We start from the raw sequence: 26,175 nt of genomic DNA, 5'->3' as shown, positions 1-26,175 counted from the left end.
AATTCACTTGAGATGAATTTTATCATAACATGATTTTACATTAAACCCCTGTTTTTTCTTATCATAACCACACAATTATTTTAGACAGGTTGTTTATAGGCCGAAAGAATGATATTTTTATAAGATTATCGGATTAGTTTCCCTGCGTGCATTATGCGTTTATTCTCCGGATCTTCAGACGGCCTGAGCCTGTCTTCGCGTTTAAAACTGCTGACTTTTTTATGGGTCAGTTCGGCATTTTTGTCGATTGTCTTTACCCTGCTGCTTTCTTGGCGTTTGGAAAACGCGGCTAAAACGATTGAAGATGCAGGCAGTTTGAAAATGCAGGTGTATCGTTTGGCCTATATGGCAAGTGTCCGTACACCCAATGCGCAAATTGACAACCAAATCAAAGAATTTGAGCGTACGCTGGCCAATGTGACGCAAAGTGATGCCATTCATCCGCTGATTCCGTCTCAAACGCCGTTGGCTTACGACTTGATTCAATCGATGCTGTTGATTGATTGGGAATCCAATATCAAGCCGTCTTTGCAACATTACGAGCGTCCGACCCAAATCGGCTTATACCGTTTTGCCGGCAATATTGAGCTGTTTTTACAGGCGATGGAAAATGCCAACGAGCAAAATACCTTGTGGCTGCGCCGCTTTCAAATGGCCATGATGCTGATGATTGTTGTGGCTGCTGGTTTGATGATTGTTTGGCATTACTCATGGATTATCCGCCCCTTGGAAAAACTGCGTGATGGCGTAGAAACCATCAGTAAAGGGCATTTCGGCGTTCAAATCGAGACAGACCAGATCCGTGAGTTTGCCCAAGTAAGCAAGGGCTTTAACCAAATGAGCCGCCGTCTGCATACGCTTTATACAGACTTGGAAGGACAAGTTGCCAAACAAACCCAAGACTTGGCGCGGCAAAACCGTGATTTGACCCTGCTCTACCAAACCACGCGCAATCTGCACCAAACCTTTACGCCGCAACAGGCCGCAGAAGAATTTTTGGCTCAGATTCTGCCGGCGTTTTCCGCTTTGGGCGGTACGGTATATCTTTCCGATGAAGAACGCAAACGCTCTGACTTGGCGGCAAGTGTCGGTGAAACCGAAGAGGGAAATCGTGTAGAATTCCCAATCGTTTACCAAGACGAACAGCTCGGTGTATTGGCCCTGTATTTTTCAGACGGCCATATGCCTGATGAGCAAGACGAAAAACTGCTGCATACCTTAAGCGGACAGCTGGGCATTTCCATCGCCAACAACCGCATGGAACAAGAGCGCCGCCTGCTTGCAGTCTTGCAGGAGCGTAACTTGATTGCGCAAGGTTTGCATGACAGCATCGCACAAGCTTTGACCTTTTTGAATTTGCAGGTACAAATGCTGGAAAGCGCGTTTGCTTCAGACCAACGCGAGCAGGCAGAAGAAAATATCGGCTTTATCAAAGATGGCGTGCAGGAATGCTACGAGGACGTACGCGAACTTTTGATGAATTTCCGCACCAAAATCAGTAATAAAGATTTTCCTGAAGCGGTAGAATCGCTGCTGGCGCGTTTTGAACGACAAACCGGTATTCCAGTTGATTTAAAATGGCAGGACGACGGGCAGGCTTTGAATTATGATGAGCATTTGCAGATCATCTTCATTTTGCAGGAAAGCCTGTCCAATATCCGGAAGCACGCGCGTGCGCAACATGTCAGCGTCGAAATTGCCAACCACGGCGATTTTGTCATGACAATTCGGGACGACGGCGCAGGCTTTAATAAAGAACACCTATCAAACCGGCCTTCAGGCGAACATGTCGGCTTGGGCATTATGCAGGAACGGGCCCAACGGATTAACGCAGAATTGGCCATTACATCGCAGATTGGGCAAGGTACGGCGGTTATGCTGACTTTGCCGCAACAAATGAGAACAGCATCATGACGATTAAAATTACCCTTATTGACGACCACACCCTATTTCGCAGCGGCATCAAAGCCCTGCTCTCCCGCCAGCCTGATTTTGAAGTCGTCAGCGAAGCTTCAGACGGCCTGGCCGGCGTAAAAATGGTTGAGCAGCTCAAGCCTGATGTAGTCTTGCTGGATTTGGATATGCCGGTCATGAACGGCCGCGAAGCATTGGCTCAAATTTTAAGTATCAATCCGCAGCTGACCGTCATCATGCTGACCGTTTCTGAAGACAGCGACGATTTGACCGAATGTATGCGTATGGGTGCAAAAGGCTTTTTGCTGAAAAACATCAACGCCGACTTCCTGTTAGAAAGCATCCGCAAAGCTGTCGATGGCGACAACGTCTTTTCTCCAGAAATGACCAGCCGCTTGGTGCAATCGCTGATTTCCCCTTCTCCTTCCCGCTCCGACCATCTGCTGGAGCAACTGACCCCGCGCGAAATGGAAATCTTGGGCTATCTTGCCGCCGGACACAGCAACAAAATCATTGCCCGCCATTTAAATTTGGCTGAGTCAACCGTCAAAGTGCATGTACAAAACCTGTTGCGCAAGTTAAACCTAAGCAGCCGCGTCCAAGCAGCGGTTTATGCAGTGCAACACAAAGTACCGCAACCGGTATTGTCTTAAAAAGGCCGTCTGAACCTGAAACCTTGTTGTTGAAAGGTTTCAGGAAAAGCGTTTATTCGCTATAATCACGCCGATTTATATGCAGGGTTGTCTGATTCTTTCAGACGGCCTTTTTATTTGATTTCTCACTGATTTAAAACAACATGTCTGAAAACATTCCAGAAAATACGCCCGAAAATACCGTTCCAGAAGAACACAAACGCAGCATCCGCAGTTTCGTCTTGCGCCAAGGCCATATGACCGCAGCCCAACAGCGCGCCATCGATACAATGTGGCCGCAATTTGGTGTGGACTTCCAAGAAGCTCCTTTGGATTTGAACCATGCTTTTGGACGGGATAATCCTAAAGTTTTGGAAATCGGTTTCGGTATGGGCGTCGCGACAGTGGAAATTGCCAAACGTCTGCCCGATACCGACTTTTTAGCGATTGATGTTCACGGCCCGGGCGTCGGTAATATCTTGAAGCTGATTGAGGAAGAACACATTTCCAATATCCGCGTGATGCGTCATGATGCAGTGGAAGTAGTAGAAAAGATGCTGGAAGACGGTTCTTTAGACGGCATTCATATTTTCTTCCCTGACCCTTGGCACAAAAAGCGCCATAACAAACGCCGCTTGGTACAAGTGCCATTTGTTGAAAAGCTGTTGCCCAAACTCAAAAGTGGCGGCTATGTCCATATGGCGACCGACTGGGAAGAATACGCCGTGCAAATGCTGGAGGTTTTGAGCAGTTTCGACTCTTTGCAAAACACGGCTGCCGATTACGCCCCTACGCCTGATTATCGTCCTGAAACCAAATTTGAAGCCCGAGGCAAACGATTGGGTCATGGCGTTTGGGACTTGGTGTTCCGTAAGAAATAAAGCCAAACATAAAACACAAGGCCGTCTGAAAAATTTCAGACGGCCTTTTATCTTACTGATTAAGCCAAGAAAAGTTTATAAGCCGGATTGTCGGTTTCTTCTTTATAGACATAACCCAAGCTATCCAAGAAGTCGGCAAAAGCCTCATTGTCGCTTTCAGGTACATCGATACCGACTAAAATACGGCCGTAGTCCGCACCATGATTGCGATAATGGAACAAAGTAATATTCCATTCGGCACGCATATGGTTCAAGAAACGGGACAATGCGCCGGGGCGCTCCGGAAATTCAAAGCTGACCAAGCGTTCGCCGGATACTTTTTCCGTACGTCCGCCGACCATGTAACGGATATGGATTTTGGCGATTTCGTCATTGGTCAGATCGACATTGGGCAGGCCTGCTTCAGTCAGTTGTTCACTGATGACAGCCAAGTCTTGCGCACCGGCAGTTTGCAAGCCGACAAAAATATGAGCATTGTTGTCATTGCCGTAGCGATAGTTGAACTCGGTAATGTTCCGAGTGCCCAAGACATTGATAAATTTAAGGAAGCTGCCTTTTTCTTCAGGAATGGTAACGGCGAAAATACCTTCGTTGCCCTCGCCCAGCTCACTGCGTTCTGAAACATGGCGCAGACGGTGGAAGTTCATGTTGGCACCGCTGGTGACGGCAACCAAATTTTGACCTTGGATATTGTTTTTCGCAACGTAAGCCTTCAAGCCGGCAAGGGCCAATGCGCCCGCAGGCTCGGTAATGCTGCGCGTATCGTCAAAAATATCTTTAATCGCGCCGCACAACATATCCGTATTGACCGTAATAATTTCGTCCAACAGCTCTTTACACAGGCGGAAAGTTTCCTCGCCCACCACTTTAACCGCCGTGCCGTCTGAAAACAGGCCGACATCTTTCAAATGTACGATTTCCCCTGCCTCTACCGATTGCTTCATACAGCAAGAATCATCGGTTTGCACGCCAATGACTTTAATTTCAGGGCAAACCTGTTTAATAAATGCCGCAACGCCTGCTGCCAAACCGCCACCGCCAATCGGCACAAAAATCGCATTGATATTGCGGTGTTGACGGAGGATTTCCATGCCAACAGTTCCCTGACCGGCAATCACATCAGGATCATCAAATGGCGCGATATAAGTCAGTTTTTCCTTTTCTGCCAGCTCCATCGCATAATCATAGGCATCGTTGTAAGACACGCCTTTCAATACCACTTCGCCGCCTCGGCTCTTGACTGCGTCAATTTTGATTTTCGGCGTAGTTTCCGGCATCACGATGACGGCGCGGCAACCCAAATATTGAGCCGACAAAGCCACACCCTGTGCATGGTTGCCCGCGCTTGCTGCAATCACGCCACAATCCAAGGCTTCTTTAGGCAGCTTCGCCATTTTGTTGTACGCGCCGCGAATTTTGAACGAAAACACCGGCTGCAAATCTTCACGTTTGAGCAAAACCTGATTGTTCAGACGGCCTGACAGACTGCGCGCCAAATCCAAGGGAGTTTCTACGGCCACATCATAAACGGAAGCGGTCAAAATACGGGTTAGATAATCAGAAAGAGGAAGGGAATGGTTCATGGTATTTTAGTGTTCGGAAATAAATTGCAATTCGGTCAAATCGACCGGAGGAAAAAGTTAAAACCATACCCCTGAGGCCGTCTGAAGGCAAGAAAAATCTTAGCAAAGCCTAAATGAGACGGTATAATGTCCGCTTAATATCTATTTAATATGCCAAACTGTTTACTTTGAAAGAAACAGTGTCCACTCATATTCAAATCCATAAATAATGATGAAAAAAACGCTACTTAGCTTAATTTTTGCTGCCCTCCTGAATACTCCTGCCCTCGCTGCCGACCCGGTTGCATCCGCACCTGCCGTACAAAGTGAGGCTCAAACGCAGCCGCTGCTGCACAGCATCAACAGCCCGACAACGCCGCCGGAAATTGCGGCGACCGCCTATATTGTTACCGATCTGCACAGCAAGCAAACCTTGGCATCCAACAATGCCGATACCCCTATCGAGCCTGCCGCGTTGACGCAAATGATGACAGCCTACCTTGCCTTTAAAGCACTGGAAAACGGTACGCTTCAAGCAGATCAAATGCTGACAGTTTCAAACGTCGGCTGGAAAGTCGAAGGTTCGCGCATGTTCCTCGACCCCAAAGTTCCTGTCAGCGTCAGCGATTTGATTAAGGGTACAACCATCCAATCGGCCAACGATGCCGCCATTACCCTTGCCGAAGCCCTTGGCAACGGCTCTATCGACGAATTCGTCAAACAAATGAATGAAGAAGCCAAACGCTTGGGCATGAAGCACACCCACTTCAACAACCCGACTGGCATTTCTTCTAACGGCCATGTTTCAACCGTTGGCGACTTGGCCATTTTGGCAGCCGCACTGATCAACGACTATCCTAAATACTATCCTTTGTTTGCAAACAAATCTTTCAAATACAATAATATCGAGCAGCCCAACCGCAATCTTCTGCTCTATCGCGACAGCAGTATCGACGGTTTGAAAACCGGCTATTCTGAAGGCGCAGGCTACCATCTCGCCGCTTCCAGCAAACGCAACAACCGCCGTATTGTTTCCATTCTTGCCGGTGCCGAATCTACCGAAGCGCGCGCCAGCGAAAGCAGCAAATTGCTCAACTGGTCATTACAGGCATTTGATACGCCTAAACTGTACAACGGCGGAGAAGTGATTTCCCAAGTCAAAGTTTACAAAGGCAGCACCAAAGCCGTAGATATCGGTTTCTTGGACGATGTTTACATTACCATTCCCCACGATACCGGCAAAAACGTCAAACCAATCTTAGAAACGCTTCAGCCCGTCCTCGCCCCGATTGAAAAAGGCCAAGTATTGGGCAAGCTGAAAGTCATGAAAGACGGCAAAATCATTGCCGAAAAAGACGTCGTCGCACTGACCGGCGTGGAAGAAGGCAGCTGGTTGCGCCGTATGTGGGACGCGATTGTGTTGTGGTTTAAAGGTTTATTCAGTTAATCATCTTTCTATCAAAACATAAATAAAGGCCGTCTGAAATATTTCAAACGGCCTTTTGTATATCTGTTTTATGGCTTTAATAAAAATTCCTAACAAGAAATTTATCCATTTTAATCTTAGCAGTTTCAGTGATTGATAATATGAAACGCTTCAAAAAAATGCCGTCTGAAAACATAAAGATTTCCAGACGGCATTTCAATACCTTAATAGGTTATCAGCATGGGCTTAAACTAAGCCTTTTTTCTCCAGATAGCTTTCGTAATCGCCCAAGTAGTGTTCATATCCGCCTTTGCCATCCAATTCGATGATTTGGGTAGCCAATGAAGATACAAACTGACGGTCGTGCGAGACGAAAATCAGCGTACCGTTGTATTTTTCCAGCGCCATGTTCAAGGATTCGATGCTTTCCATGTCCATGTGGTTGGTCGGTTCATCCATGACCAAGACATTGGGTTTCAACAGCAACAGTTTGCCGTAAAGCATACGGCCTTTTTCGCCACCGGAGAGAACCTTCACTTTTTTCACGACATCGTTGCTGCCGAAGAGCAAGCGGCCTAAAGTGCCGCGGATGACTTGTTCGTCATCGCCTTCCTGACCCCATTGGCGCATCCATTCGCTCAGGTCCATATCGACGTCGAAGTCGTTTTCATGGTCTTGCGGATAGTAGCCGACACTGGCTTTTTCCGCCCATTTGATGGTGCCTTCGTCCGGCAACAGGCCGTCTGAATATTCGGGGTTGTATGCGCCGGCCAAGAGTTTCAGCAAGGTAGATTTACCTGCGCCGTTCGGGCCGATGATGGCAAGGCGTTGGCCTGCTTCAAGGATGAAGTTCAGGTTTTTAAACAACTGGGTTTCAAAACGTTTGGCCAGTTTTTCAACTTCCACAGCCTGACGGTGCAACTTGGCTTTTTCGTCGGCTTCAAAACGGATATATGGGTTTTGACGGGTAGAAGGTTTGACTTCGACCATCTCAGATTTGATTTTGTCTGCCTGTTTCAGACGGCTGGTTGCCTGACGGGCTTTGGATTTGTTGGCAGAGAAGCGTGCGACGAACTCTTGCAGCTCTTGCAGTTTCTCTTTGGCTTTGGCGTTGTCTTTCAGGGCACGCTCACGCGATTGGGCGGAAGCGAGCATATAGTCGTCGTAGTTGCCCGGATAGATGGTGATGGTGTTGTAGTCCAAATCCGCCATGTGGGTGCAGACTTCGTTCAAAAAGTGACGGTCGTGCGAAATAATAATCATGGTGGAGTCGTATTGGTTCAACACGCCTTCCAGCCAGCGGATGGTATTAATGTCCAAGTTATTGGTCGGTTCGTCCAAGAGCAATACATCTGGCTTAGAGAACAGGGCTTGCGCCAGCAATACGCGCAGTTTGAAGCCCGGGGCAACTTCTGCCATGGTCGCATTGTGCAAATCTTCGGAAATGCCCACGCCGCTCAACAATTCGGCAGCGCGTGCTTCGGCGGTGTAGCCGTCGTATTCGGCGAACTTGGCTTCCAATTCGGCGGCTTTCATATAGTCGTCTTCGGTGGCTTCGGGGTTGGCGTAAATTGCATCACGCTCGGTCATCGCCGCCCACATTTCTGTATGACCCATCATCACCACGTCCAGCACGCGCATATCTTCGTAGGCAAACTGGTCTTGGCGTAATTTACCCAAACGCACGCCGTTTTCAATCGCTACTTCGCCGGCAGTCTGTTCCAAATCGCCGCCGAGGATTTTCATGAAGGTGGATTTGCCTGAGCCGTTGGCGCCGATCAAGCCGTAACGGTTGCCTTCGCCGAATTTGACGGATACGTTTTCAAACAGCGGCTTTGCGCCGAACTGCATGGTGATGCCGTTGGTAGAAATCATTATTCGTAAAACCTTTATAAATAGAATGTTATAATCGGACGCGATTGTAGCATATTTTTGCAAAGACCTCAGGATTGAGGCCATGGCAAATGCGCCCAATTTCGATGCAAGATGAAAACAGGCAACGCTTCACGCAAAAATGCGTTGTAGGCAGCCTTTCAGGCCGTCTGAAACGGAGAAACGATATGGAAACGCACAAAATCTATTACGCCGTGATTATTTTGGTATGTGCCGCTTCCATGCTGCTCAGCCCGTTTTTCTATATCCGCCGCACGCGCTCGGGCGCTGAATTACGACGTGCGCCCAGACAGTGGAAGCCCATCCTCTTCGCCAACATCATCATGATTGCGGCTTTGCTTGTTTGGTGGAAATGGTTTTAAGGAAAAATAAAAAATGAACAAAATCTGGATCAGCACATTACTGCTCACTTTGACAACTGCGGTTTCCGCCGCGCCTATTTTTGAATGTACCGATTCTGCCGGCCGCAAAGTCTATACCCAAGCCGGCGGCAAAAACTGCAAAGCCAGCAATATCGGCAAACCGTCCGTATATACTTCTGCGCCTGTTTCAACACCGGCAACGCCGACTTTCCCAAGTAAAACCGAGCAAGCGGAAGAAGCTGTCGCCCCGGTCAATCCGGCTGACGTCGGCGCGGCCAAGCGTGCTTTAGATACCGCCAAGAAAAATTTGGAAGAAGGCAAAAAAATACGTTATGGCAATGAACGCAACTATGCCCGCTATCTCGAACGGATCAAGGGTTTGGAAAAAGCCGTCCGCTCGGCTCAGGAAAACTATGACGCGGCGCAACACCAGCCTGCATCTCAAGATCCTGTTGCCTATTGATCCTTACCACACCAGCAAGGCCGTCTGAAATTTGGTTTTCAGACGGCCTTTTCATGTCTTCAATATAACAAAATCGTCTTTATACCAAACAAAGCATTCTTTCCAGTTTTCAGACTGCCTTGTTAAAGTAAGCGTGTATTAAATTCTGACGGTTGCCATTATGTTGTTACTCAAAACGCCTTCTGTATTGCCGGGTTTCAAACTCAGCCTGGGCTTGACGGTTTTATGCCTGTCGCTTTTGGTGGTTTTGCCGTTTGCGATGATGGCGGCCAAAGCGGCAGAAATCGGCTGGAGCGGATTTTGGAACACGATTACCGAACCCAATGTCTTGGCGGCCGTCTGGCTGAGCTTGCGGATGTCGTTTTATGCGATGTTGACCAATATCGTGTTCGGCACGTTGGTCGCCTGGGTATTGGTGCGCTACGAATTTCCAGGCAAAGGGTTGGTAAACGCTTTGGTCGATTTGCCGTTTGCGCTACCGACAGCAGTAACAGGCATTGCATTGGCAACCTTGTATGCGCCCAATGGCTGGATAGGCCGTTTTTTCGAGCCTTTGGGCATCAAAATCGCCTTTACGCCCATCGGTATTTGGATTGCGCTGATTGTCGTCAGTCTGCCCTTTATCGTCCGCGCCGTGCAGCCGGTATTGGAAGAATTGTCAGGCGAGTATGAAGAAGCTGCGGCAACTTTGGGCGCAAGCCGTTGGACTACGTTCCGCCGTGTCCTTTTGCCTGAAATCACACCGGCCTTGTTGACCAGTGCAGGCATGATGTTTGCCCGCTCTACCGGCGAATACGGCTCGGTCATTTTCATCGCAGGCAATATTCCGATGGTGTCTGAAATCCTGCCATTGATTATTACCGGAAAACTGGAGCAATACGATGCTCAGGGCGCGTCTGCCGTTGCTCTGTTTATGCTGATGATTTCATTTGTCATCCTGCTGATTTTAAACATTATGCAATGGACTTTAAGCCGCCGCGCCGGAGCGAGGGTTTAACAAACAACAGGCCGTCTGAAACATCAAGCAAACATTTTTCAGACGGCCTAAAAGGATACAAGAATAAATAGAGACTTCACTAACATGAAAACCCATTCCACTAATCCAAACTTGAGCGAACCGCGTTGGCTGCGCGTATTGCTGACTGCTACCGCCTTGGGCTTTCTGCTGCTGATGCTGGTCGTGCCTTTGGTTGCCGTATTCTATGAGGCCTTAAAAGGCGGTTGGGATTTATACCTGCAATCCTTGACCGATCCCGAGGCATGGTCTGCCATCAAATTGACGCTGATTACCGCGCTGATTGTCGTCCCCGTCAATGCCGTCTTGGGCGTGGCGATGGCGTGGCTGCTGACCCGTTTCGACTTCCGCGGCAAGCAGTTGCTGACTACCCTGCTCGATTTGCCGTTTTCCGTATCGCCCGTGGTGGCCGGTTTGATGTTCGTCTTATTGTTCGGCGCGCACACGGCATTGGGCGGCTGGCTGGAAGCGCAAGGCATACAGATTATCTTCGCCATCCCCGGCATTATTTTGGCGACGCTGTTCGTTACCTTCCCCTTTGTTGCGCGCGAAATCATTCCTTTGATGCAGGCGCAGGGCGACAGCGAAGAACAGGCCGCGCTGATTCTCGGCGCAAGCGGCTGGCAGATGTTTTGGCGCGTTACCCTGCCCAACATCAAATGGGCGCTGCTCTACGGCATCATCCTCACCAACGCCCGCGCAATGGGCGAGTTCGGCGCGGTCAGCGTGGTATCGGGACACATACGCGGCGAAACCAACACCATCCCGCTTTTGGTTGAAATCTTCTACAACGAATACAACTTCACCGGCGCATTCGCCCTCTCCAGCGTATTGGCACTTTTAGCCTTGGCTACCTTGCTGGTGCAAAACATCATTACCAAATTACAAGATAAAAAACTCGCCGCCGCCGAAAGGAACGCAGCATGAGCATCACTATTCAAAACTTAAACAAACACTTCGGAGCGTTCCACGCGCTGAAAAACATCAACCTCAACGTCCCCACCGGCAAACTCGTTTCCCTGCTCGGCCCTTCCGGCTGCGGCAAAACCACGCTCTTGCGCATTATTGCCGGGCTGGAAAACGCCGACGGTGGCCAAATTCTCTTTGACGGGCAAGACGTCACCGCCAAGCATGTGCGCGAGCGCAAAGTCGGTTTCGTGTTCCAACACTACGCCCTCTTCCGCCACATGAACGTGTTTGACAACGTCGCCTTCGGTTTGACCGTATTGCCCAAATCCGAACGCCCATCCAAAGAACAAATCCGCGCCAAAGTCGAAGAACTGCTCAAACTCGTGCAGCTCTCCCACCTCGCCAAATCCTATCCGCACCAGCTCTCCGGCGGCCAACGCCAACGTATCGCCCTTGCCCGTGCGCTTGCGGTCGAACCGAAACTCCTGCTTTTGGACGAACCCTTCGGCGCACTGGATGCCAAAGTGCGCAAAGAATTACGCACTTGGTTGCGCGACATCCATCACAACCTAGGCGTAACCAGCATTTTAGTAACACACGACCAAGAAGAAGCCCTCGAAGTTTCTGACGAAATTGTCGTCATGAACCACGGCAAAATCGAACAAACCGGCAGCGCCGAAGCCATTTACCGTAAACCTGAAAACGCCTTCGTTACCGAGTTCTTAGGCGAAACCGACGCTTTTGAAGGACGCATCGAAAAAGGCATCTGGCACTACAACGGCTTCGCGTGGAAATTGGACGCGCACTACAAATGGCAGGAACAAACCGCTATCGGCTATATCCGCCCACACGAATGGCAGCTTGCAGCCGAAAACGAAACACCGATGATTCGTGCCAAAATCGAAAAAATCCACGCCGTCGGCGCATTGACGCATATTTTGGTGAAACACGACAAACAGGACGTACATATCACGCTGGCAGGCAGCGATGCCGCGCGTTACCAAATCGCCGAAGGCAAAGAATTGAACCTGATTCCGAAACAGGTTTATGTCTTTTCTCAAAACGAACTGATTGAATATTCGATTTGAGACTAAATCATAAGGTCGTCTGAAAATCTGCTTTCAGACGGCCTTTCATCTTATTCAAACCTGCCAATCAATCGGCTCTAAACCATGCGCCTGCAAATAAGCGTTTGCCTGCGAAAAATGTTTGCAGCCGAAAAAGCCACGATACGCCGATAAAGGCGAAGGGTGCGGCGCGGTCAGCACCAAATGACGGCTGCGGTCGATAAACGCGCCTTTCTTCTGCGCATGGCTGCCCCACAGCATAAAGACCAAATGCTCGCGTTCCTTATCCAATTGTCGGATAACTTCATCGGTAAACGCCTCCCAACCAAAAGTCGCATGAGAATGAGCCGAACCAGCACGGACAGTCAACACCGTGTTCAACAGCAACACGCCCTGTTCCGCCCAATGCTGCAAATAGCCGTGTTGCGGAATCTGAAAATCCTCAATATCCGTCGCCAACTCTTTATAAATATTGACCAGCGATGGCGGCACCGCAATTTCAGATTGCACGGAAAACGCCAAACCATGCGCCTGCCCCGCGCCGTGATACGGGTCTTGCCCCAAAATCACTACTTTTACATTTCCGAATTCAGTCGTCCGAAAGGCATTGAATACGTCACGTTCAGGCGGATAAACGGTTATCCCCGCCTGCCTTTCATGGCGTACCTTCTCCAAAATCATTTGAAAATACGCCTTTTCTTTTTCCGCACCAATTGCCTCGTGCCAAGTCTGCATTGTTTACCGCTCCGTATTTGAATGGACTTATTATAAAGGATATGCCGCATAACGATATGGTTTGTTGCCGCCGGACTGAATCTTATCGACAGCAACAAGCCTAAAGCGTCATAATAGCGTTCTGAATCAGGCCGTCTGAAAACCCAATACGGCTTTTCAGACGGCCTTTTTATATCGTTCGATTTTTATATGAATACACAAACCATCAAAACCTATCTTGTCGGCGGCGCTGTCCGCGACCATCTGTTAGGCCTGCCCGTCAAGGACCGCGACTGGGTAGTCGTCGGTGCAGATGCGCAAACCATGCTGGCTCAAGGCTATCAACCTGTCGGCAAGGATTTTCCCGTCTTTCTCCATCCAGACAGCCACGAAGAATACGCCCTCGCCCGTACCGAGCGCAAAACCGCCAAAGGTTATGCCGGATTCAGCTTTCATGCCGATAAAGACGTTACGCTGGAACAAGACCTGATGCGCCGCGACCTGACCATCAATGCCATGGCGCAAGATTCAGACGGCACAATCATCGATCCCTTTGGCGGACAACAAGACTTGGCGGCCGGCATCCTGCGCCACGTTTCGCCTGCCTTTGCCGAAGACCCCGTGCGGATTTTGCGTATCGCCCGTTTTGCCGCGCGTTATGGTTTTCAAATTGCCGATGAAACCATGTCGCTGATGCGGCAAATGGTAGAAAACGGCGAAGCGGATGCCTTGGTTGCCGAACGCGTCTGGCAGGAATTGGCCAAAGGCTTGATGGAAAAAAATCCGCGCCGAATGATTGAAGTTTTGCGCGAATGCGGCGCACTCAAAGTTTTACTGCCCGAAGTCGATGCCCTTTTCGGCGTACCGCAACGCGCCGACTATCATCCCGAAATCGACAGCGGTATTCATACGCTGATGGTTGTACAACGAGCCGCCGAGATGAACCTATCCCTCGCCGAACGCTATGCCGCCTTATTGCACGACTTGGGCAAGGCAAAAACACCGGCCGATATACTGCCGAAACACTACGGACACGACGTCAATGGAGTCGAACCCGTCCGCGAAGTCAATCAACGCCTGCGCGCGCCCAAACACTGTGCCGAGCTTGCCGAACTCATCTGCCGTTGGCACATCATGCTCCATCAAGTCGGGCAGTTCAAAAGCAAAACCATTTTGAAGATTTTGAAAAAAACCGACGCGTTCCGCCGCCCCGAACGTTTTCAGACGGCCTTAAACGTCTGCGTGGCTGACAAACAAGGCCGTCTGAACCTTGAAGACGCCCCCTATCCGCAACGTGAACACTGGCTGGCCTTACTTGAGGCCGCCAACCAAGTAGATGCAGGCAAAATTGCCGCCGAGTGCCGCACACAAGGAAAAGCCCATTTAATTGCCGAACAAATCGATCATGCACGCTTGGCGCAAATTAGGCCGCTGCAAAAAGCGTATCAGGCTGAAAAAATAGGAGGCTATTGATGGTATAGACAAGCTTTGAAACAGCCACCACGATATCCGCTATAATCCACACCTTGACCATCTTATTTCAACAATAAAAATCATGACTATCCAGACCGATTTACTTCACGAAAAAATCAGCAATGAAGATTATCAACGCCTCATTGTTAAACACAGCGAATCTTTCAGCGACGGCGAAATCCGCCTATTGAATGAGATTTTGGAAAAATTTGAATTTGATGTCGTACAGGAACAAGCATTGGCGCAAGCCGTGATGCAGCAGGTGCGCTTTGACCCCAATGCCTACCACATCGACAGCGACGACGAAGACACAACCGGCATCTGCCCCCACTGCATCAATCCGCCCATGCCGCCCCTGCGCGATTATTTGGTTTGGCGCGAAACACGCGGTTAGGAATTTTCCTAATCGATTTTGATAAGTTATTAACCATTCACTATCAAACAAGGCCGTCTGAACAGGTGTCATCGTTACATTTGTTCAGACGGCCTTTTGTAAATAAATGTTCATGACTAGGATAAATCAGTATAATCTGCGCCGTTTGAATTTTCTTCGGAGCTTTTATGAACCAGCTTAAAACGGCGGTAGCCGGTGCACAGATTTTGTTTGTCGCATTCGGTGCCATGGTGCTTGTGCCGCTTTTGACGGGACTGAACCCGGCTTTGGCATTATTGGGTGCAGGCTTGGGCACCTTGTTGTTCCAATTGGTTACCAAACGTAAAGTGCCGATTTTCCTCGGCTCTTCTTTTGCCTTTATTGCACCGATTATCTATTCCATCGGCGAATGGGGCCTGCCTTCTACCATGTTCGGCCTGTTTGCGGCAGGTTTCATGTACTTTGTCTTTGCCGCGCTAATTAGATGGCGTGGTCTGGATGCGGTACACAAACTGTTGCCGCCCGTGGTTATCGGTCCGGTGATTATGGTAATCGGTTTGTCCGTAGCCGCTGCAGCCAGCAGCATGGCTATGGGTCAGGCGGATGGAAAACAGGTCATCGACTATATCGACTCGCTGATTCTCTCCGGCTTTACCTTTGCGGTAACCGTCATTGTTTCTGTCTTCGGCAGCAAGATGATGAAGCTGATTCCGATTCTGATCGGCGTGGCTTCAGGCTATGTGTTGGCTTTGATCATGGGCTTGGTCGATACCAGCGCCATCATCAACGCTCCTTGGTTTGCCGTCCCTCATTTTGAAACGCCTCAAGTCAATTGGCAGGCTGCCTTGTTTATGTTGCCCGTTGCCATTGCCCCGGCTATCGAACACATCGGCGGCATTATGGCCATCGGTAATGTGACCGGCAAAAACTACACCAAAGACCCGGGCTTGGACAAAACCCTCGCCGGCGACGGCTTGGGCGTGTGCGTGGCCGGTTTGATTGGCGGCCCTCCTGTGACCACTTACGGTGAAGTAACCGGAGCGGTGATGATTACCAAAAACAGCAACCCCGTCATCATGACTTGGGCAGCAATTTTTGCGATTTTCATGGCGTTTTTCGGTAAATTCAACGCGTTTTTGGCTTCGATTCCTATGCCGGTTATGGGCGGCATTATGTTGCTGCTGTTCGGTACAATCGCCTCTTTGGGCATCAAAACATTGATTGATGCAAAAGTCGATTTGATGCAGCCGAAAAATCTGGTTATCGTCAGCTCCGTATTGACAACCGGTATCGGCGGCATGATTATCAAAGTAGGTACTTTGAGCTTCGCCGGTGTAGGTTTGTGCGCCGTATTGGCCATTATCCTGAACTGCGTTTTGCCCAATACAAAATCAGAAGAAGCATAAATAGCTGGTTCATAAACTCAAAGGCCGTCTGAAAATAAGGTTTCAGACGGCCTTTTTATTACGCTTTATACAATGAAAAATGCCAGAGACTTTATCATCTCCGGCATTTTTGAATAAGGTGGCGAGCCGAACCCCCGGCACTGGCTCATCAGAGTGGGCTGCTGGCTTCCGCCCCTGACCCGGTGTTCCGAATTACCATGCGGGGAGACCCGCCATAGAAGAAACGCATTATAGCGGTTTTACAGAAAAACTCAAGCGATAAAATCTATCAGGCCGTCTGAAAACCATTTACACGACAAGATTGTAAACAATATTACCTAGTTGCAAATCATTCCCATTGAAATGTTTATCGTCTTTTCCGTTGAAAAATATCGAAAATTACACTACATTAACACTTTACGGCATCAAGAAGAAATTGCATTTTTCAGACGGCCTTTAATATAAAAACATTACATCCATCAACGGAACACAACCATGACCACGACTACTGCCCCTCAGCGTATTCGAGAAATTCCCTATAACTATACTTCTTATACCGACCGCGAAATCGTCATCCGACTGTTGGGCGACGAAGCGTGGCAAATCCTGCAAGACCTGCGCGGTCAACGGAAAACAGGACGTTCGGCACGAATGCTGTTTGAAGTATTGGGCGATATTTGGGTGGTCGTGCGCAATCCGTATCTGGTCGATGACTTGTTGGAGCACCCGAAACGCCGCGCCGCGCTGGTGCGGGAAATGCGCCACCGTTTAAACGAAATCCGCAAGCGCCGCGACGACAATCAGCAAGTGGATGTCTTGGTTGCCGCAGCAGAAAAAGCAGTCGAACGTTTTGATAGCAGTTTTGATGAAACCATCCAAAAACGCCATCAGATTTTGGAACGTTTAAGCAAAATCACCAAGCCGCACAATATTATGTTCGACGGGCTGGCGCGGGTAACGCACGTTACTGATGCGACCGACTGGCGCGTGGAGTATCCGTTTGTCGTCGTCAATCCTGATACCGAGGCAGAGATCGCGCCTTTGGTGCGCGCCTTAATTGAGTTGGACTTGGTCATTATCCCACGCGGCGGCGGTACGGGTTATACCGGCGGCGCAGTACCTTTGGACGCAAACAGCGCAGTCATCAATACCGAAAAACTCGACAAGCATCGCGGCGTCGAATACGTTGAGCTGGCAGGCTTGGACGGCAGACATCCGATTATCCATTGCGGCGCAGGCGTGGTAACCCGACGAGTGGAAGAAACCGCGCATCAGGCAGGTTTGGTGTTCGCCGTTGATCCGACCTCCGCCGATGCGTCTTGCGTAGGCGGTAATGTGGCGATGAATGCAGGCGGTAAAAAAGCCGTGCTGTGGGGTACTGCCTTGGACAACCTCGCCTACTGGAACATGGTTAACCCTCAAGGCGAATGGTTGCGTATCGAACGCGTGCGCCACAATTTCGGCAAAATCCACGATGAAGAAACCGCCATATTTGACGTACATACGCTGGATTCAGACGGTCTCAATATCGTTAAAACCGAACGCTTGGAAATCCCTGGCCACAAATTCCGCAAAGTCGGTTTGGGCAAAGACGTTACCGACAAATTCTTAAGCGGCCTGCCCGGCGTGCAGAAAGAAGGCACAGACGGCATCATCACCAGCGTCGCCTTCGTATTGCATAAAATGCCGAAATACACGCGCACCGTGTGTATGGAGTTTTTCGGTACGGTCGCCACTGCCACGCCGTCCATCGTCGAAATCCGCGACTTCTTGCTTGCCCATGAAAGCGTACGACTGGCCGGTTTGGAACATTTAGACTGGCGTTACGTCCGTGCCGTCGGTTATGCCACCAAAGCGGCAGGCAAAGGCCGACCTAAAATGGTCTTGCTGGCAGACGTGGTTTCCGACGATGAAGCCGCCGTGCAGGCAGCCGCCGAACACATCTGCGAACTCGCCCGCGCCCGTGACGGAGAAGGCTTTATCGCCATATCTCCAGAAGCGCGCAAAACCTTCTGGCTTGACCGCAGCCGCACCGCCGCCATCGCCAAACATACCAACGCCTTTAAAATCAACGAAGACGTGGTAATCCCACTCGAAAGGCTCGGTGAGTATTCAGACGGCATCGAACGCATCAACATTGAGCTTTCCATCCAAAACAAACTCAAACTCTGTGCCGCCTTGGAGCAATATCTGTCCGGCAAACTCCCCATCGACAAAATGGGAACAGACCTGCCAACCGCCGAACTGTTAGGTGAACGCGGCAAACACGCCCTAGCCCACGTTTCCTCTGTCAAAGCGCGTTGGGAATGGTTGCTTGCTAACTTGGATGCGCCACTTGCCGACTATAAAGCTCGCTATGGCGCATCCGTCCACGCCGCGCCCGAAGCCAAAGACAATGAAAGCTGCTTTATTGCCTTCCGCGATTTCCGCCTGCGTGTGTCTGTCAAAGCGGACGTAATGAAGCCGCTTTCTGAAATCTTCAGCGGCAAAACCGATACCAAAATTATTCAAGGTTTGGGCAAAATCCACGCCAAAACCGTGCGCAGCCGCGTCTTCGTCGCCCTGCATATGCACGCCGGCGACGGTAACGTTCATACCAATATTCCGGTTAACTCAGACGATGCCGAAATGCTTCAGACGGCCTACCGTTCGGTCGAACGCATTATGAAAATCGCCCGTTCGCTCGGCGGCGTGATTTCGGGCGAACACGGCATCGGCATCACCAAGCTCGAATTTTTGACCGATGAAGATTTGCAGCCGTTTTGGGACTACAAAAACCAAGTCGATCCCAAACACACCTTCAACCGTCACAAACTGATGAAAGGCTCGGACCTGCGCAACGCCTATACGCCGTCTTTCGAGCTTTTGGGGGCGGAATCGCTGATTATGGAAAAATCAGACCTCGGCACCATCGCCGATTCCGTCAAAGACTGCCTGCGCTGCGGAAAATGCAAACCTGTTTGCTCTACTCACGTTCCGCGTGCCAACCTGCTGTACAGCCCCCGCAACAAAATCCTCGGCGTAGGCTTGCTGACCGAAGCCTTCTTATACGAAGAACAAACCCGTCGTGGCGTTTCCGTCAAACATTTTGAAGAACTGATGGACATCGGCGACCACTGTACCGTGTGCCACCGCTGCGTTAAACCTTGCCCTGTCAATATCGACTTCGGCGATGTTACCGTAGCCGTACGCAACTACCTTGCCGATTCCGGTCACAAACGCTTTGCGCCTGTGGCTTCAATGGGCATGGCATTTTTGAACGCCACAGGCCCGAAAACCATCAAAGCCCTTCGCGCCGCCATGATACAGACCGGCTTCCCTGCGCAGAACTTTGCCTACAAAATCGGCAAGCTTCTTCCGATTGGCACCAAAAAGCAAAAAGCCGAACCTAAAGCCACGGTCGGCACCGCCCCTGTCAAAGAACAAATCATCCACTTTATCAACCGTCCTTTGCCCAAAAGCGTGCCCGCCAAAACACCGCGCTCCATGCTCGGCATCGAAGACGACAAAAGCATCCCCATCATCCGCAACCCCGCCGCGCCTGAAGATGCCGAAGCCGTGTTCTACTTTCCCGGCTGCGGTTCTGAGCGTTTGTTCAGCCAAATCGGACTCGCCGTCCAAGCCATGCTTTGGCACGTCGGCGTACAAACCGTCCTGCCGCCCGGCTATATGTGTTGCGGCTATCCGCAGGACGCAGGCGGCAATAAGGCTAAAGCCGAAGAAATGAGCACCAACAACCGCGTCGCCTTCCACCGCATGGCGAACACCCTCAACTACCTCGACATCAAAACCGTCGTCGTCAGTTGCGGTACCTGCTACGACCAGCTCGAAAAATACCGCTTTGAAGAAATCTTCCCCGGCTGCCGCATCATCGACATCCACGAATACCTGCTCGAAAAAGGCGTGAAACTGAACGGCGTGAAAGGTCAGCAATACCTCTACCACGACCCCTGCCACACGCCCATCAAAACCATGAACGCCACCCAAATGGCAAGCAGCCTCATGGGGCAGAAAGTCGTTTTAAGCGACCGCTGCTGCGGCGAATCCGGCATGTTCGCCGTCAAACGCCCCGACATTGCTACTCAGGTCAAGTTCCGCAAACAAGAGGAAATTGAGAAAAACCTCAAAGAGCTGCCGCAAGGCGAACCCATCAAAATGCTCACCACCTGCCCCGCCTGCCTGCAAGGACTGAGCCGATACGCCGACGACAACGACATGCCCGCCGACTATATCGTCATCGAAATGGCGAAACACATCCTCGGCGGAAACTGGCTGGACGAGTTTGTGAAAAAAGCCAACAACGGCGGCGTGGAGAAAGTGTTGCTCTAAGGACTTAGACAAAAACTTTGGGCTATAATAAAGGCCGTCTGAAAATCATTTTCAGACGGCCTCTTATTTAATAGAAATAAAAATAAGCTAATGAAATCAATTACTATCAGTCATTCAACACCAGTAATATTCAATAAAAAATAAAACCTGAGGCTTTTATCCCCCAGGTTTTATTTTCAAGCCTTATGCTTTTTCTTGCTGACGTTTTCTTTCTGCCATCATCTCATGCAATGTTTGTTTGGCAGGTTTCATCGGAACATGGTTATTGGTCCAGCTTAACTGCTTGCTCGGTGTCAATGCACGGAATTTGGTAGCCGCCCAACCGAATGCTCGATAAGCCTTACTGCCGCTGAAAATACCGTTAAACGTACGCCACGCCATTTGCTCACCGAAGGTATGCGATGCACCTTGACCACGGATAGGATGAGGAACGGCTTCTGTTGGCGAACGTTGTGCTTCAACGCGCAGACGTTGCATTTGTTCGGTAATCGGAATACGTACCGGGCAAACTTCGACACAGGCGCCGCACATGGTACACGCAGTCGGCAGATCGCGTGTCGCATCCAAGCCCAACAAATGCGGAGAGATAATCTCGCCAATCGGACCGGGATAAGTCGTGCCGTAAGCCGCGCCACCGATACGGGTATAAACCGGACAGTGGTTCATACACGCACCGCAACGGATACATTGCAAGGTACGGCGCATTTGATCTTCTGCATACGCTTGGCTACGGCCGTTATCAAGCAGAACCAAGTGCATTTCCTGCGGACCGTCCAGTTCTTCGCTGCGGCGTGGGCCGGTAATCATATTGAAATAAGTGGTAATGTTCTGACCGATAGCTGAACGTGGCAACAGGCTGTACAAAGGCGGCACATCCGACAGTTTCGCAACCACTTTCTCAATACCGGTAATGGCGATGTGCACAGGCGGCACAGTGGTGCTCAAGCGGCCGTTACCTTCGTTTTCGACCAGACACAAAGTACCTGTTTCCGCGACGGCAAAGTTCACACCGCTCAAACCGACATCGGCAGTGCTGTAAATATCGCGCAAAGCTTTACGCGCAAATCCGGTCAGCTGGTCTACATCGTCTGTTAATGGAGTGCCAAGGTTTTGATGGAAAAGCTCGCTAACCTGCTCTTTGGTCTTGTGAATGGCAGGCATCACGATATGAGTTGGTTTCTCGCCGGCCATTTGAACGATAAACTCGCCCAAGTCGCTCTCAACCGCTTTAATGCCTTGATCTTGCAGATAATGGTTCAGCTCAATCTCTTCGCTGACCATAGATTTGCCTTTCACCATCAGCTTGCCGTTTTTATCGGTAATGATGTTGTGAATGATTTGGCAGGCTTCGGCAGGGGTTTCCGCCCAGTGGACTTTAACGCCCAACTTGGTCAGGTTTTCTTCCAGCTGTTCCAATAATGCAGGTAATTTGGACAACGAACGTTGACGGACATGTTCACATAAGTCACGCAGGCTTTGCAGCTCTTCTTCATCTGTCAAAACGGCTTTGCGCTTGGTCATCAGCATATCCATCGCCGTGCGCAAGCTTTTACGCAGAGGCTTGTCTTGCAAAGAAATCGCAGCGTTTTGCTTGAACGTTTCCGGCTTCATATGGAATTTAATGGTTTGGGAACTCATGCTTTTTCCTCCAAATCGGCAGGGGAAATGTGATCAGGCAGAACGGCCAAAACCACTAAATCGCGCGGGCCGTGTGCACCATAGGCCAAAGTCAATTGAATATCGGCAGTCTTAGACGGGCCGGAAATCAAAATAACGTTGGTAGGCATGCCTTTTTCTACCAGTTTTTCGCCTTCAACAGCATTATGGAATTCGTTGTACATTTTGCTGGTGTCAAACAGGCAAAAATGCACAGGCGGCACCAAACTCAGGCTGCGCGGCTCGACAGGGCTGGACTCCAGCATAATCGTACCGGTACGGGCAATACCGCATTTAGAGCCGCTAAAACCAGCCTCAATATCGGTAAAGAATTCGTTTTTCCAGTCGTCGATTTTTCGCTCAAAACCACGCACTTCAATATTGGTATCGGCCAAAGCTGCACGAGCCAGCTGACCATGTTCTGTTTCCAAGGGAAGCAGAATGTTTTTCAAGCCTTTGCCTTCGGCTGCTTGGCGGAATACTTGCGGCCAGTTAGATTTAGTAACCCAATAGATTTCCGTTTTGACGGCACGCATGGCAGCCGCCCAATGTTTCAAACGCTCGACATCGTTTGCCCAAGAAACACCCATTTCACGGTAATAATCGAAAACCGGCGGCTCTTCCATCGGTAAGGCATCGGCTTTTTTCAATTTCGCCAAAATATTTTCGCGCGCGCTCATGCTTTACCTCCGGTGCGTTCCAACAGGAAAGATGCAATATGTTTCGGCCGTGGCATATTCGGTTCGTCTTTAGCGATTTTGCCGCCGATATTCATCATGCAGCCGCAGTCCGCGCTGATGATTTCAGTTGCGCCTGTTTCTTTTAAGGCTGCGACTTTGTCGGTTACCATCGCGCCGGAAATATCGGCTTGTTTCACAGAGAATGTACCGCCAAAACCGCAGCATTCGCTTTCATGGTCGTGGACGATACGTTCAACATTTTCCATGCCGTCAATCAGCTGCCAGCCTGACAAATGGACATTCATCTCGCGACGTGCCGCGCAGGAAGTATGGACAGCCACTTTAACCGGCTCGCCTTTATCTTCAGGTTTGTAACCAATCGCCAGCAGGAAGTGGGTAAATTCAATGATACGGTTGGCGCAATCAATGGCTTTTTGCTCGTACTCGGTGCCTTTGAAAAGAGTCGGCCAGTGGTGTTTCATCATGCCGCCGCAAGAACCGGAAGGCACGACAATCGGCCAATTTTCAGGGAATAAATCCAGTTGCGCTTTGGCAACATCAAAGGCTTCTTTAGGATGGCCTGACGAATAGGCCGGTTGACCGCAGCAGCTTTGCTCCATTGGATAATGGACACGGATACCCTGTTGTTCGATTAAAGTGATGGCATCCATACCGGCTTCAGGCATGAAAAGGTCAAGAACGCAAGTACCGAAGAAATAAGCATCGGTTGGCTTGCTGTCGAATACGGTGATTTGTGGTGGTTTGATTGCGCTCATTTTTTTGGAACGGGACAACCCGTTTTCTTGTGTAAAAATAAGATGGGTACTTTAAGTAATTGCTTGTAATGGGTCAAGTCTAATTTTAAAAAATAATATTAAAAAAGCATGACAAACCAGACAGACACCTTTCCCTTATTAACTTGATAATCTACATAATAACCACTATCAATAAAGAAATTGATGGATTCATTTTTTAATAAATGAAACTCGTACATTCCCTCCCTCTTCAAAACACAATCACTGCCTCTTTATAGAATCTTGATTTACATCAGAAATCATGAGCTTAATCTCTGTGACACGTTTTTAGACGAAACAAGCAATCCGCTATGCTGTACATATGTTTCAGACGGCCATATTGGAATAAAAAGATATCTAAGATGATAAAAATAAAAGTTTTTCTCATAAACTCAGGCCGTCTGAAAGATAAGTTCGTCAAAAGGCTACTTTCCGTATACTCAACCCTACTTTTAATCAAAATCAAACACTTGAAAAATCATCGTTCCTAACCTTGAAAACCCTTTGCACACTCAAGCACTTCCAGTATCATTGAGACAGTTTCTTGACGCAAAATTACAGTCTTAGCCGCCCACGATCGGCATGGATTTGCAAAAGAAGTGAAACCAAGCTTCAAAACAATTTCACCTTAATTTCGGAGTAGGCATTATGTTGACCCAGACTCAACAGGTTGATTTGACCTTGCATCACCTTAAAGAACGCACCTTATCGATTTATACCACCGAACAGCGTGCAAGCATCGAGACATCTGAAGACTGGAAACAGTTTGACAGACGACTTGAGGAACACTTCCCAAAACTGATGCACGAGCTGGACAACGTTTACAACAACAACGAAGCCGTCCTCCCCATGTTGGAGCAACTGATTGCCCAAGCATGGCAAAGCTATTCCCAACGCAACTCATCCTTAAAAGATATCGATATCGCGCGCGAAAATGATCCTGACTGGATTTTGTCCAACAAACAGGTTGGCGGCGTGTGCTACGTCGATTTGTTCGCAGGTGATCTGCAAGGCTTGAAAGCCAAAATCCCTTATTTCCAAGAATTGGGCCTGACCTATCTGCACCTGATGCCCCTGTTTAAATGTCCCGAAGGCAAAAGCGACGGCGGATATGCGGTCAGCAGCTACCGCGATGTCAATCCGGCACTGGGTACGATAGACGACTTGCGTGATGTCATTGCTGCCTTGCATGAAGCAGGTATTTCCGCCGTTGTCGATTTCATCTTCAACCACACATCCAACGAACACAAATGGGCAAAAGGCTGCGCCGCCGGTGATCCGCTCTACGACAACTTCTATTACATCTTCCCCGACCGCTGGATGCCCGATCAATACGACCGTACCCTGCGTGAAATCTTCCCCGACCAACATCCGGGCGGTTTCTCCCAACTGGAAGACGGACGCTGGGTATGGACGACGTTCAACTCCTTCCAATGGGACTTAAATTACAGCAACCCATGGGTATTCCGTGCCATGGCAGGCGAAATGATGTTTCTTGCCAACTTGGGCGTTGATATTCTGCGCATGGACGCCGTTGCCTTTATTTGGAAGCAAATGGGCACAAGCTGCGAAAACCTGCCTCAGGCACACGCTCTGATTCGTGCGTTTAACTCTGTAATGCGTATCGCAGCGCCAGCCGTCTTCTTCAAATCCGAAGCCATTGTCCATCCTGACCAAGTTGTCCAATACATCAGCCAAGACGAATGCCAAATCGGCTACAACCCTCTGCAAATGGCATTGTTGTGGAACACGCTTGCGACACGCGAAGTCAACCTGCTCCATCAAGCACTGACCTACCGCCACAACCTGCCCGACCACACAGCATGGGTCAACTACGTCCGCAGCCATGACGACATCGGCTGGACATTTGCCGATGAGGATGCATGGCAGTTCGGTATTCACGGCTATGACCACCGACAATTCCTCAACCGCTTCTTCGTCAACCATTTCGACGGCAGCTTCGCACGCGGCGTACCGTTCCAATACAACCCAAGCACAGGCGACTGCCGTGTCAGCGGTACAGCCGCAGCATTGGTCGGCTTGGCTCAAAATGATCCGCATGCCGTTGACCGCATCAAACTCTTGTACAGCATTGCTTTGAGTACTGGCGGCCTACCGCTGATTTACCTAGGCGACGAAGTCGGTACGCTCAATGACGATGACTGGTCGCAAGACAGCAACAAGAGCGATGACAGCCGCTGGGCACACCGTCCTCGTTACAATGAGGAGTTGTACAACCAACGCCATGACGGCTCGACCACTGCCGGTCAAATTTTCCAAGGTTTGCGCCATATGATCTCCATCCGCCAAAGCAATCCGCGCTTTAATGGCGGCAGATTGGTCACCTTCAACACCAACAACAAACACATCATCGGCTATATGCGCAACAACGCGCTTTTGGCATTCGGCAACTTCAGCGAACATGCGCAAACCATCAGTGCGCACACCCTGCAGGCCATGCCGTTTAAAGCGCACGATTTGATCAGCGGTCAAACCGTTTCTCTGAATCAGGATTTGGTCCTGCAACCCTATCAAGTCATGTGGCTTGAAATTGCATAAGCTGAATTTTTTATACATCATTCAAGGCCGTCTGAACAAATCAGCGTTCAGACGGCCTTTTAAGGCATAAGATGTATTTTGTATTTTG

Annotated in this window: 20 protein-coding genes and 1 other RNA gene; 14 read left to right on the top strand and 7 right to left on the bottom strand. The window is 49.7% G+C overall.

Annotation, left to right across the window (positions count from 1 at the left end; all coding sequences use genetic code 11):
- Positions 1 to 153: 153 nt before the first annotated feature.
- The 3 genes from ACTHSW_RS07215 (at position 154) to trmB (ending at position 3,427) form a co-directional block, all read left to right on the top strand.
- Positions 154 to 1,914, top strand: a complete 1,761-nt coding sequence (locus ACTHSW_RS07215; RefSeq protein ID WP_070460683.1) for a histidine kinase — start codon at positions 154 to 156, stop codon at positions 1,912 to 1,914.
- Complete coding sequence (locus ACTHSW_RS07210; protein ID WP_070460685.1) at positions 1,911 to 2,567, top strand: response regulator; 657 nt, start codon at positions 1,911 to 1,913, stop codon at positions 2,565 to 2,567. The genes ACTHSW_RS07215 and ACTHSW_RS07210 overlap by 4 nt, the downstream gene beginning before the upstream one ends.
- Before the next feature lie 143 nt (positions 2,568 to 2,710).
- The gene (trmB, locus tag ACTHSW_RS07205) at positions 2,711 to 3,427 is read left to right on the top strand and encodes a tRNA (guanosine(46)-N7)-methyltransferase TrmB (protein ID WP_070460687.1); all 717 of its coding nucleotides are present in this window, start codon (positions 2,711 to 2,713) and stop codon (positions 3,425 to 3,427) included.
- Between the two features lie 59 nt (positions 3,428 to 3,486).
- On the opposite strand, the gene ilvA is transcribed toward trmB, so the two are convergent.
- Positions 3,487 to 5,010 (bottom strand): threonine ammonia-lyase, biosynthetic, encoded by a 1,524-nt coding sequence (gene ilvA / locus ACTHSW_RS07200; protein ID WP_070460689.1) that lies wholly within the window; start codon positions 5,008 to 5,010, stop codon positions 3,487 to 3,489.
- Positions 5,011 to 5,218: 208 nt separating this feature from the next.
- Here ilvA and ACTHSW_RS07195 point away from each other — a divergent pair, with 208 nt between their 5' ends.
- Positions 5,219 to 6,436, top strand: a complete 1,218-nt coding sequence (locus ACTHSW_RS07195; RefSeq protein WP_070460691.1) for a D-alanyl-D-alanine carboxypeptidase family protein — start codon at positions 5,219 to 5,221, stop codon at positions 6,434 to 6,436.
- A 225-nt stretch (positions 6,437 to 6,661) separates the two neighbouring features.
- Here ACTHSW_RS07195 and ACTHSW_RS07190 read toward each other — a convergent pair whose 3' ends face one another.
- The gene (locus ACTHSW_RS07190; RefSeq protein ID WP_003683571.1) at positions 6,662 to 8,290 is read right to left on the bottom strand and encodes an ABC-F family ATPase; all 1,629 of its coding nucleotides are present in this window, start codon (positions 8,288 to 8,290) and stop codon (positions 6,662 to 6,664) included.
- Between the two features lie 185 nt (positions 8,291 to 8,475).
- Here ACTHSW_RS07190 and ACTHSW_RS07185 point away from each other — a divergent pair, with 185 nt between their 5' ends.
- The 5 genes from ACTHSW_RS07185 to ACTHSW_RS07165 all read left to right on the top strand — a co-directional run bounded on the left by ACTHSW_RS07185 (position 8,476) and on the right by ACTHSW_RS07165 (position 12,145).
- Positions 8,476 to 8,670: a hypothetical protein gene (locus ACTHSW_RS07185; RefSeq protein ID WP_049336152.1), complete on the top strand. Its 195-nt coding sequence runs from the start codon at positions 8,476 to 8,478 to the stop codon at positions 8,668 to 8,670.
- Between the two features lie 13 nt (positions 8,671 to 8,683).
- A complete protein-coding gene (locus tag ACTHSW_RS07180; RefSeq protein WP_070460693.1) occupies positions 8,684 to 9,133 on the top strand; it encodes a DUF4124 domain-containing protein in 450 nt (149 codons plus the stop codon).
- 160 nt (positions 9,134 to 9,293) lie between these two features.
- Positions 9,294 to 10,130 (top strand): sulfate ABC transporter permease subunit CysT, encoded by an 837-nt coding sequence (gene cysT, locus ACTHSW_RS07175; RefSeq protein WP_070460694.1) that lies wholly within the window; start codon positions 9,294 to 9,296, stop codon positions 10,128 to 10,130.
- Between the two features lie 84 nt (positions 10,131 to 10,214).
- Entirely contained in the window at positions 10,215 to 11,075 is an 861-nt protein-coding gene (gene cysW, locus ACTHSW_RS07170; RefSeq protein ID WP_070460696.1) for a sulfate ABC transporter permease subunit CysW, read from the top strand.
- Positions 11,072 to 12,145, top strand: a complete 1,074-nt coding sequence (locus ACTHSW_RS07165) for a sulfate/molybdate ABC transporter ATP-binding protein (protein ID WP_063075725.1) — start codon at positions 11,072 to 11,074, stop codon at positions 12,143 to 12,145. The genes cysW and ACTHSW_RS07165 overlap by 4 nt, the downstream gene beginning before the upstream one ends.
- A gap of 54 nt (positions 12,146 to 12,199) precedes the next feature.
- On the opposite strand, the gene ung is transcribed toward ACTHSW_RS07165, so the two are convergent.
- Positions 12,200 to 12,859 carry a uracil-DNA glycosylase gene (ung, locus tag ACTHSW_RS07160; protein ID WP_107792020.1) on the bottom strand — a complete coding sequence of 220 codons (660 nt, stop codon included), beginning with the start codon at positions 12,857 to 12,859 and terminating at the stop codon, positions 12,200 to 12,202.
- Between the two features lie 189 nt (positions 12,860 to 13,048).
- Here ung and ACTHSW_RS07155 point away from each other — a divergent pair, with 189 nt between their 5' ends.
- The 3 genes from ACTHSW_RS07155 (at position 13,049) to ACTHSW_RS07145 (ending at position 16,090) form a co-directional block, all read left to right on the top strand.
- Positions 13,049 to 14,311: a multifunctional CCA addition/repair protein gene (locus ACTHSW_RS07155; protein ID WP_070460699.1), complete on the top strand. Its 1,263-nt coding sequence runs from the start codon at positions 13,049 to 13,051 to the stop codon at positions 14,309 to 14,311.
- 82 nt (positions 14,312 to 14,393) lie between these two features.
- Complete coding sequence (locus tag ACTHSW_RS07150; RefSeq protein WP_036490806.1) at positions 14,394 to 14,705, top strand: hypothetical protein; 312 nt, start codon at positions 14,394 to 14,396, stop codon at positions 14,703 to 14,705.
- Between the two features lie 167 nt (positions 14,706 to 14,872).
- Positions 14,873 to 16,090, top strand: a complete 1,218-nt coding sequence (locus tag ACTHSW_RS07145; RefSeq protein WP_003679234.1) for a uracil-xanthine permease family protein — start codon at positions 14,873 to 14,875, stop codon at positions 16,088 to 16,090.
- Positions 16,091 to 16,207: 117 nt separating this feature from the next.
- Here the strand turns inward: ACTHSW_RS07145 and ffs are convergent.
- Positions 16,208 to 16,304: signal recognition particle sRNA small type (gene ffs, locus ACTHSW_RS07140), an RNA gene on the bottom strand.
- Positions 16,305 to 16,564: 260 nt separating this feature from the next.
- Between ffs and ACTHSW_RS07135 the strand changes: the two genes are divergently transcribed.
- Positions 16,565 to 20,398, top strand: coding sequence for a DUF3683 domain-containing protein (locus tag ACTHSW_RS07135; RefSeq protein ID WP_440365226.1), 3,834 nt, complete (start codon positions 16,565 to 16,567; stop codon positions 20,396 to 20,398).
- 183 nt (positions 20,399 to 20,581) lie between these two features.
- Here the strand turns inward: ACTHSW_RS07135 and ACTHSW_RS07130 are convergent, their stop codons facing one another.
- Genes ACTHSW_RS07130 through ACTHSW_RS07120 form a run of 3 tightly spaced genes read right to left on the bottom strand, consistent with a single transcriptional unit; the run spans position 20,582 to position 23,510 of the window.
- On the bottom strand, positions 20,582 to 22,036 hold the full coding sequence (locus tag ACTHSW_RS07130) for a LutB/LldF family L-lactate oxidation iron-sulfur protein (protein ID WP_070460701.1): 1,455 nt from the start codon (positions 22,034 to 22,036) through the stop codon (positions 20,582 to 20,584).
- A complete protein-coding gene (locus tag ACTHSW_RS07125) occupies positions 22,033 to 22,734 on the bottom strand; it encodes a LutC/YkgG family protein (protein ID WP_070460702.1) in 702 nt (233 codons plus the stop codon). The genes ACTHSW_RS07130 and ACTHSW_RS07125 overlap by 4 nt, the downstream gene beginning before the upstream one ends.
- Complete coding sequence (locus tag ACTHSW_RS07120; RefSeq protein WP_049344813.1) at positions 22,731 to 23,510, bottom strand: (Fe-S)-binding protein; 780 nt, start codon at positions 23,508 to 23,510, stop codon at positions 22,731 to 22,733. The genes ACTHSW_RS07125 and ACTHSW_RS07120 overlap by 4 nt, the downstream gene beginning before the upstream one ends.
- 666 nt (positions 23,511 to 24,176) lie before the next feature.
- Between ACTHSW_RS07120 and ACTHSW_RS07115 the strand changes: the two genes are divergently transcribed.
- Positions 24,177 to 26,087, top strand: a complete 1,911-nt coding sequence (locus ACTHSW_RS07115; RefSeq protein WP_070460704.1) for an alpha-amylase family protein — start codon at positions 24,177 to 24,179, stop codon at positions 26,085 to 26,087.
- Positions 26,088 to 26,175 lie beyond the last annotated feature (88 nt).

Origin of the sequence: Neisseria sp. P0008.S004 (assembly GCF_051962755.1) — a bacterium.
GTDB classification, from domain to species: Bacteria; Pseudomonadota; Gammaproteobacteria; order Burkholderiales; family Neisseriaceae; genus Neisseria; species Neisseria subflava_A.
Note: the sequence above shows the minus strand (reverse complement) of the source record. Positions and strands in the feature narration are given on the sequence as shown.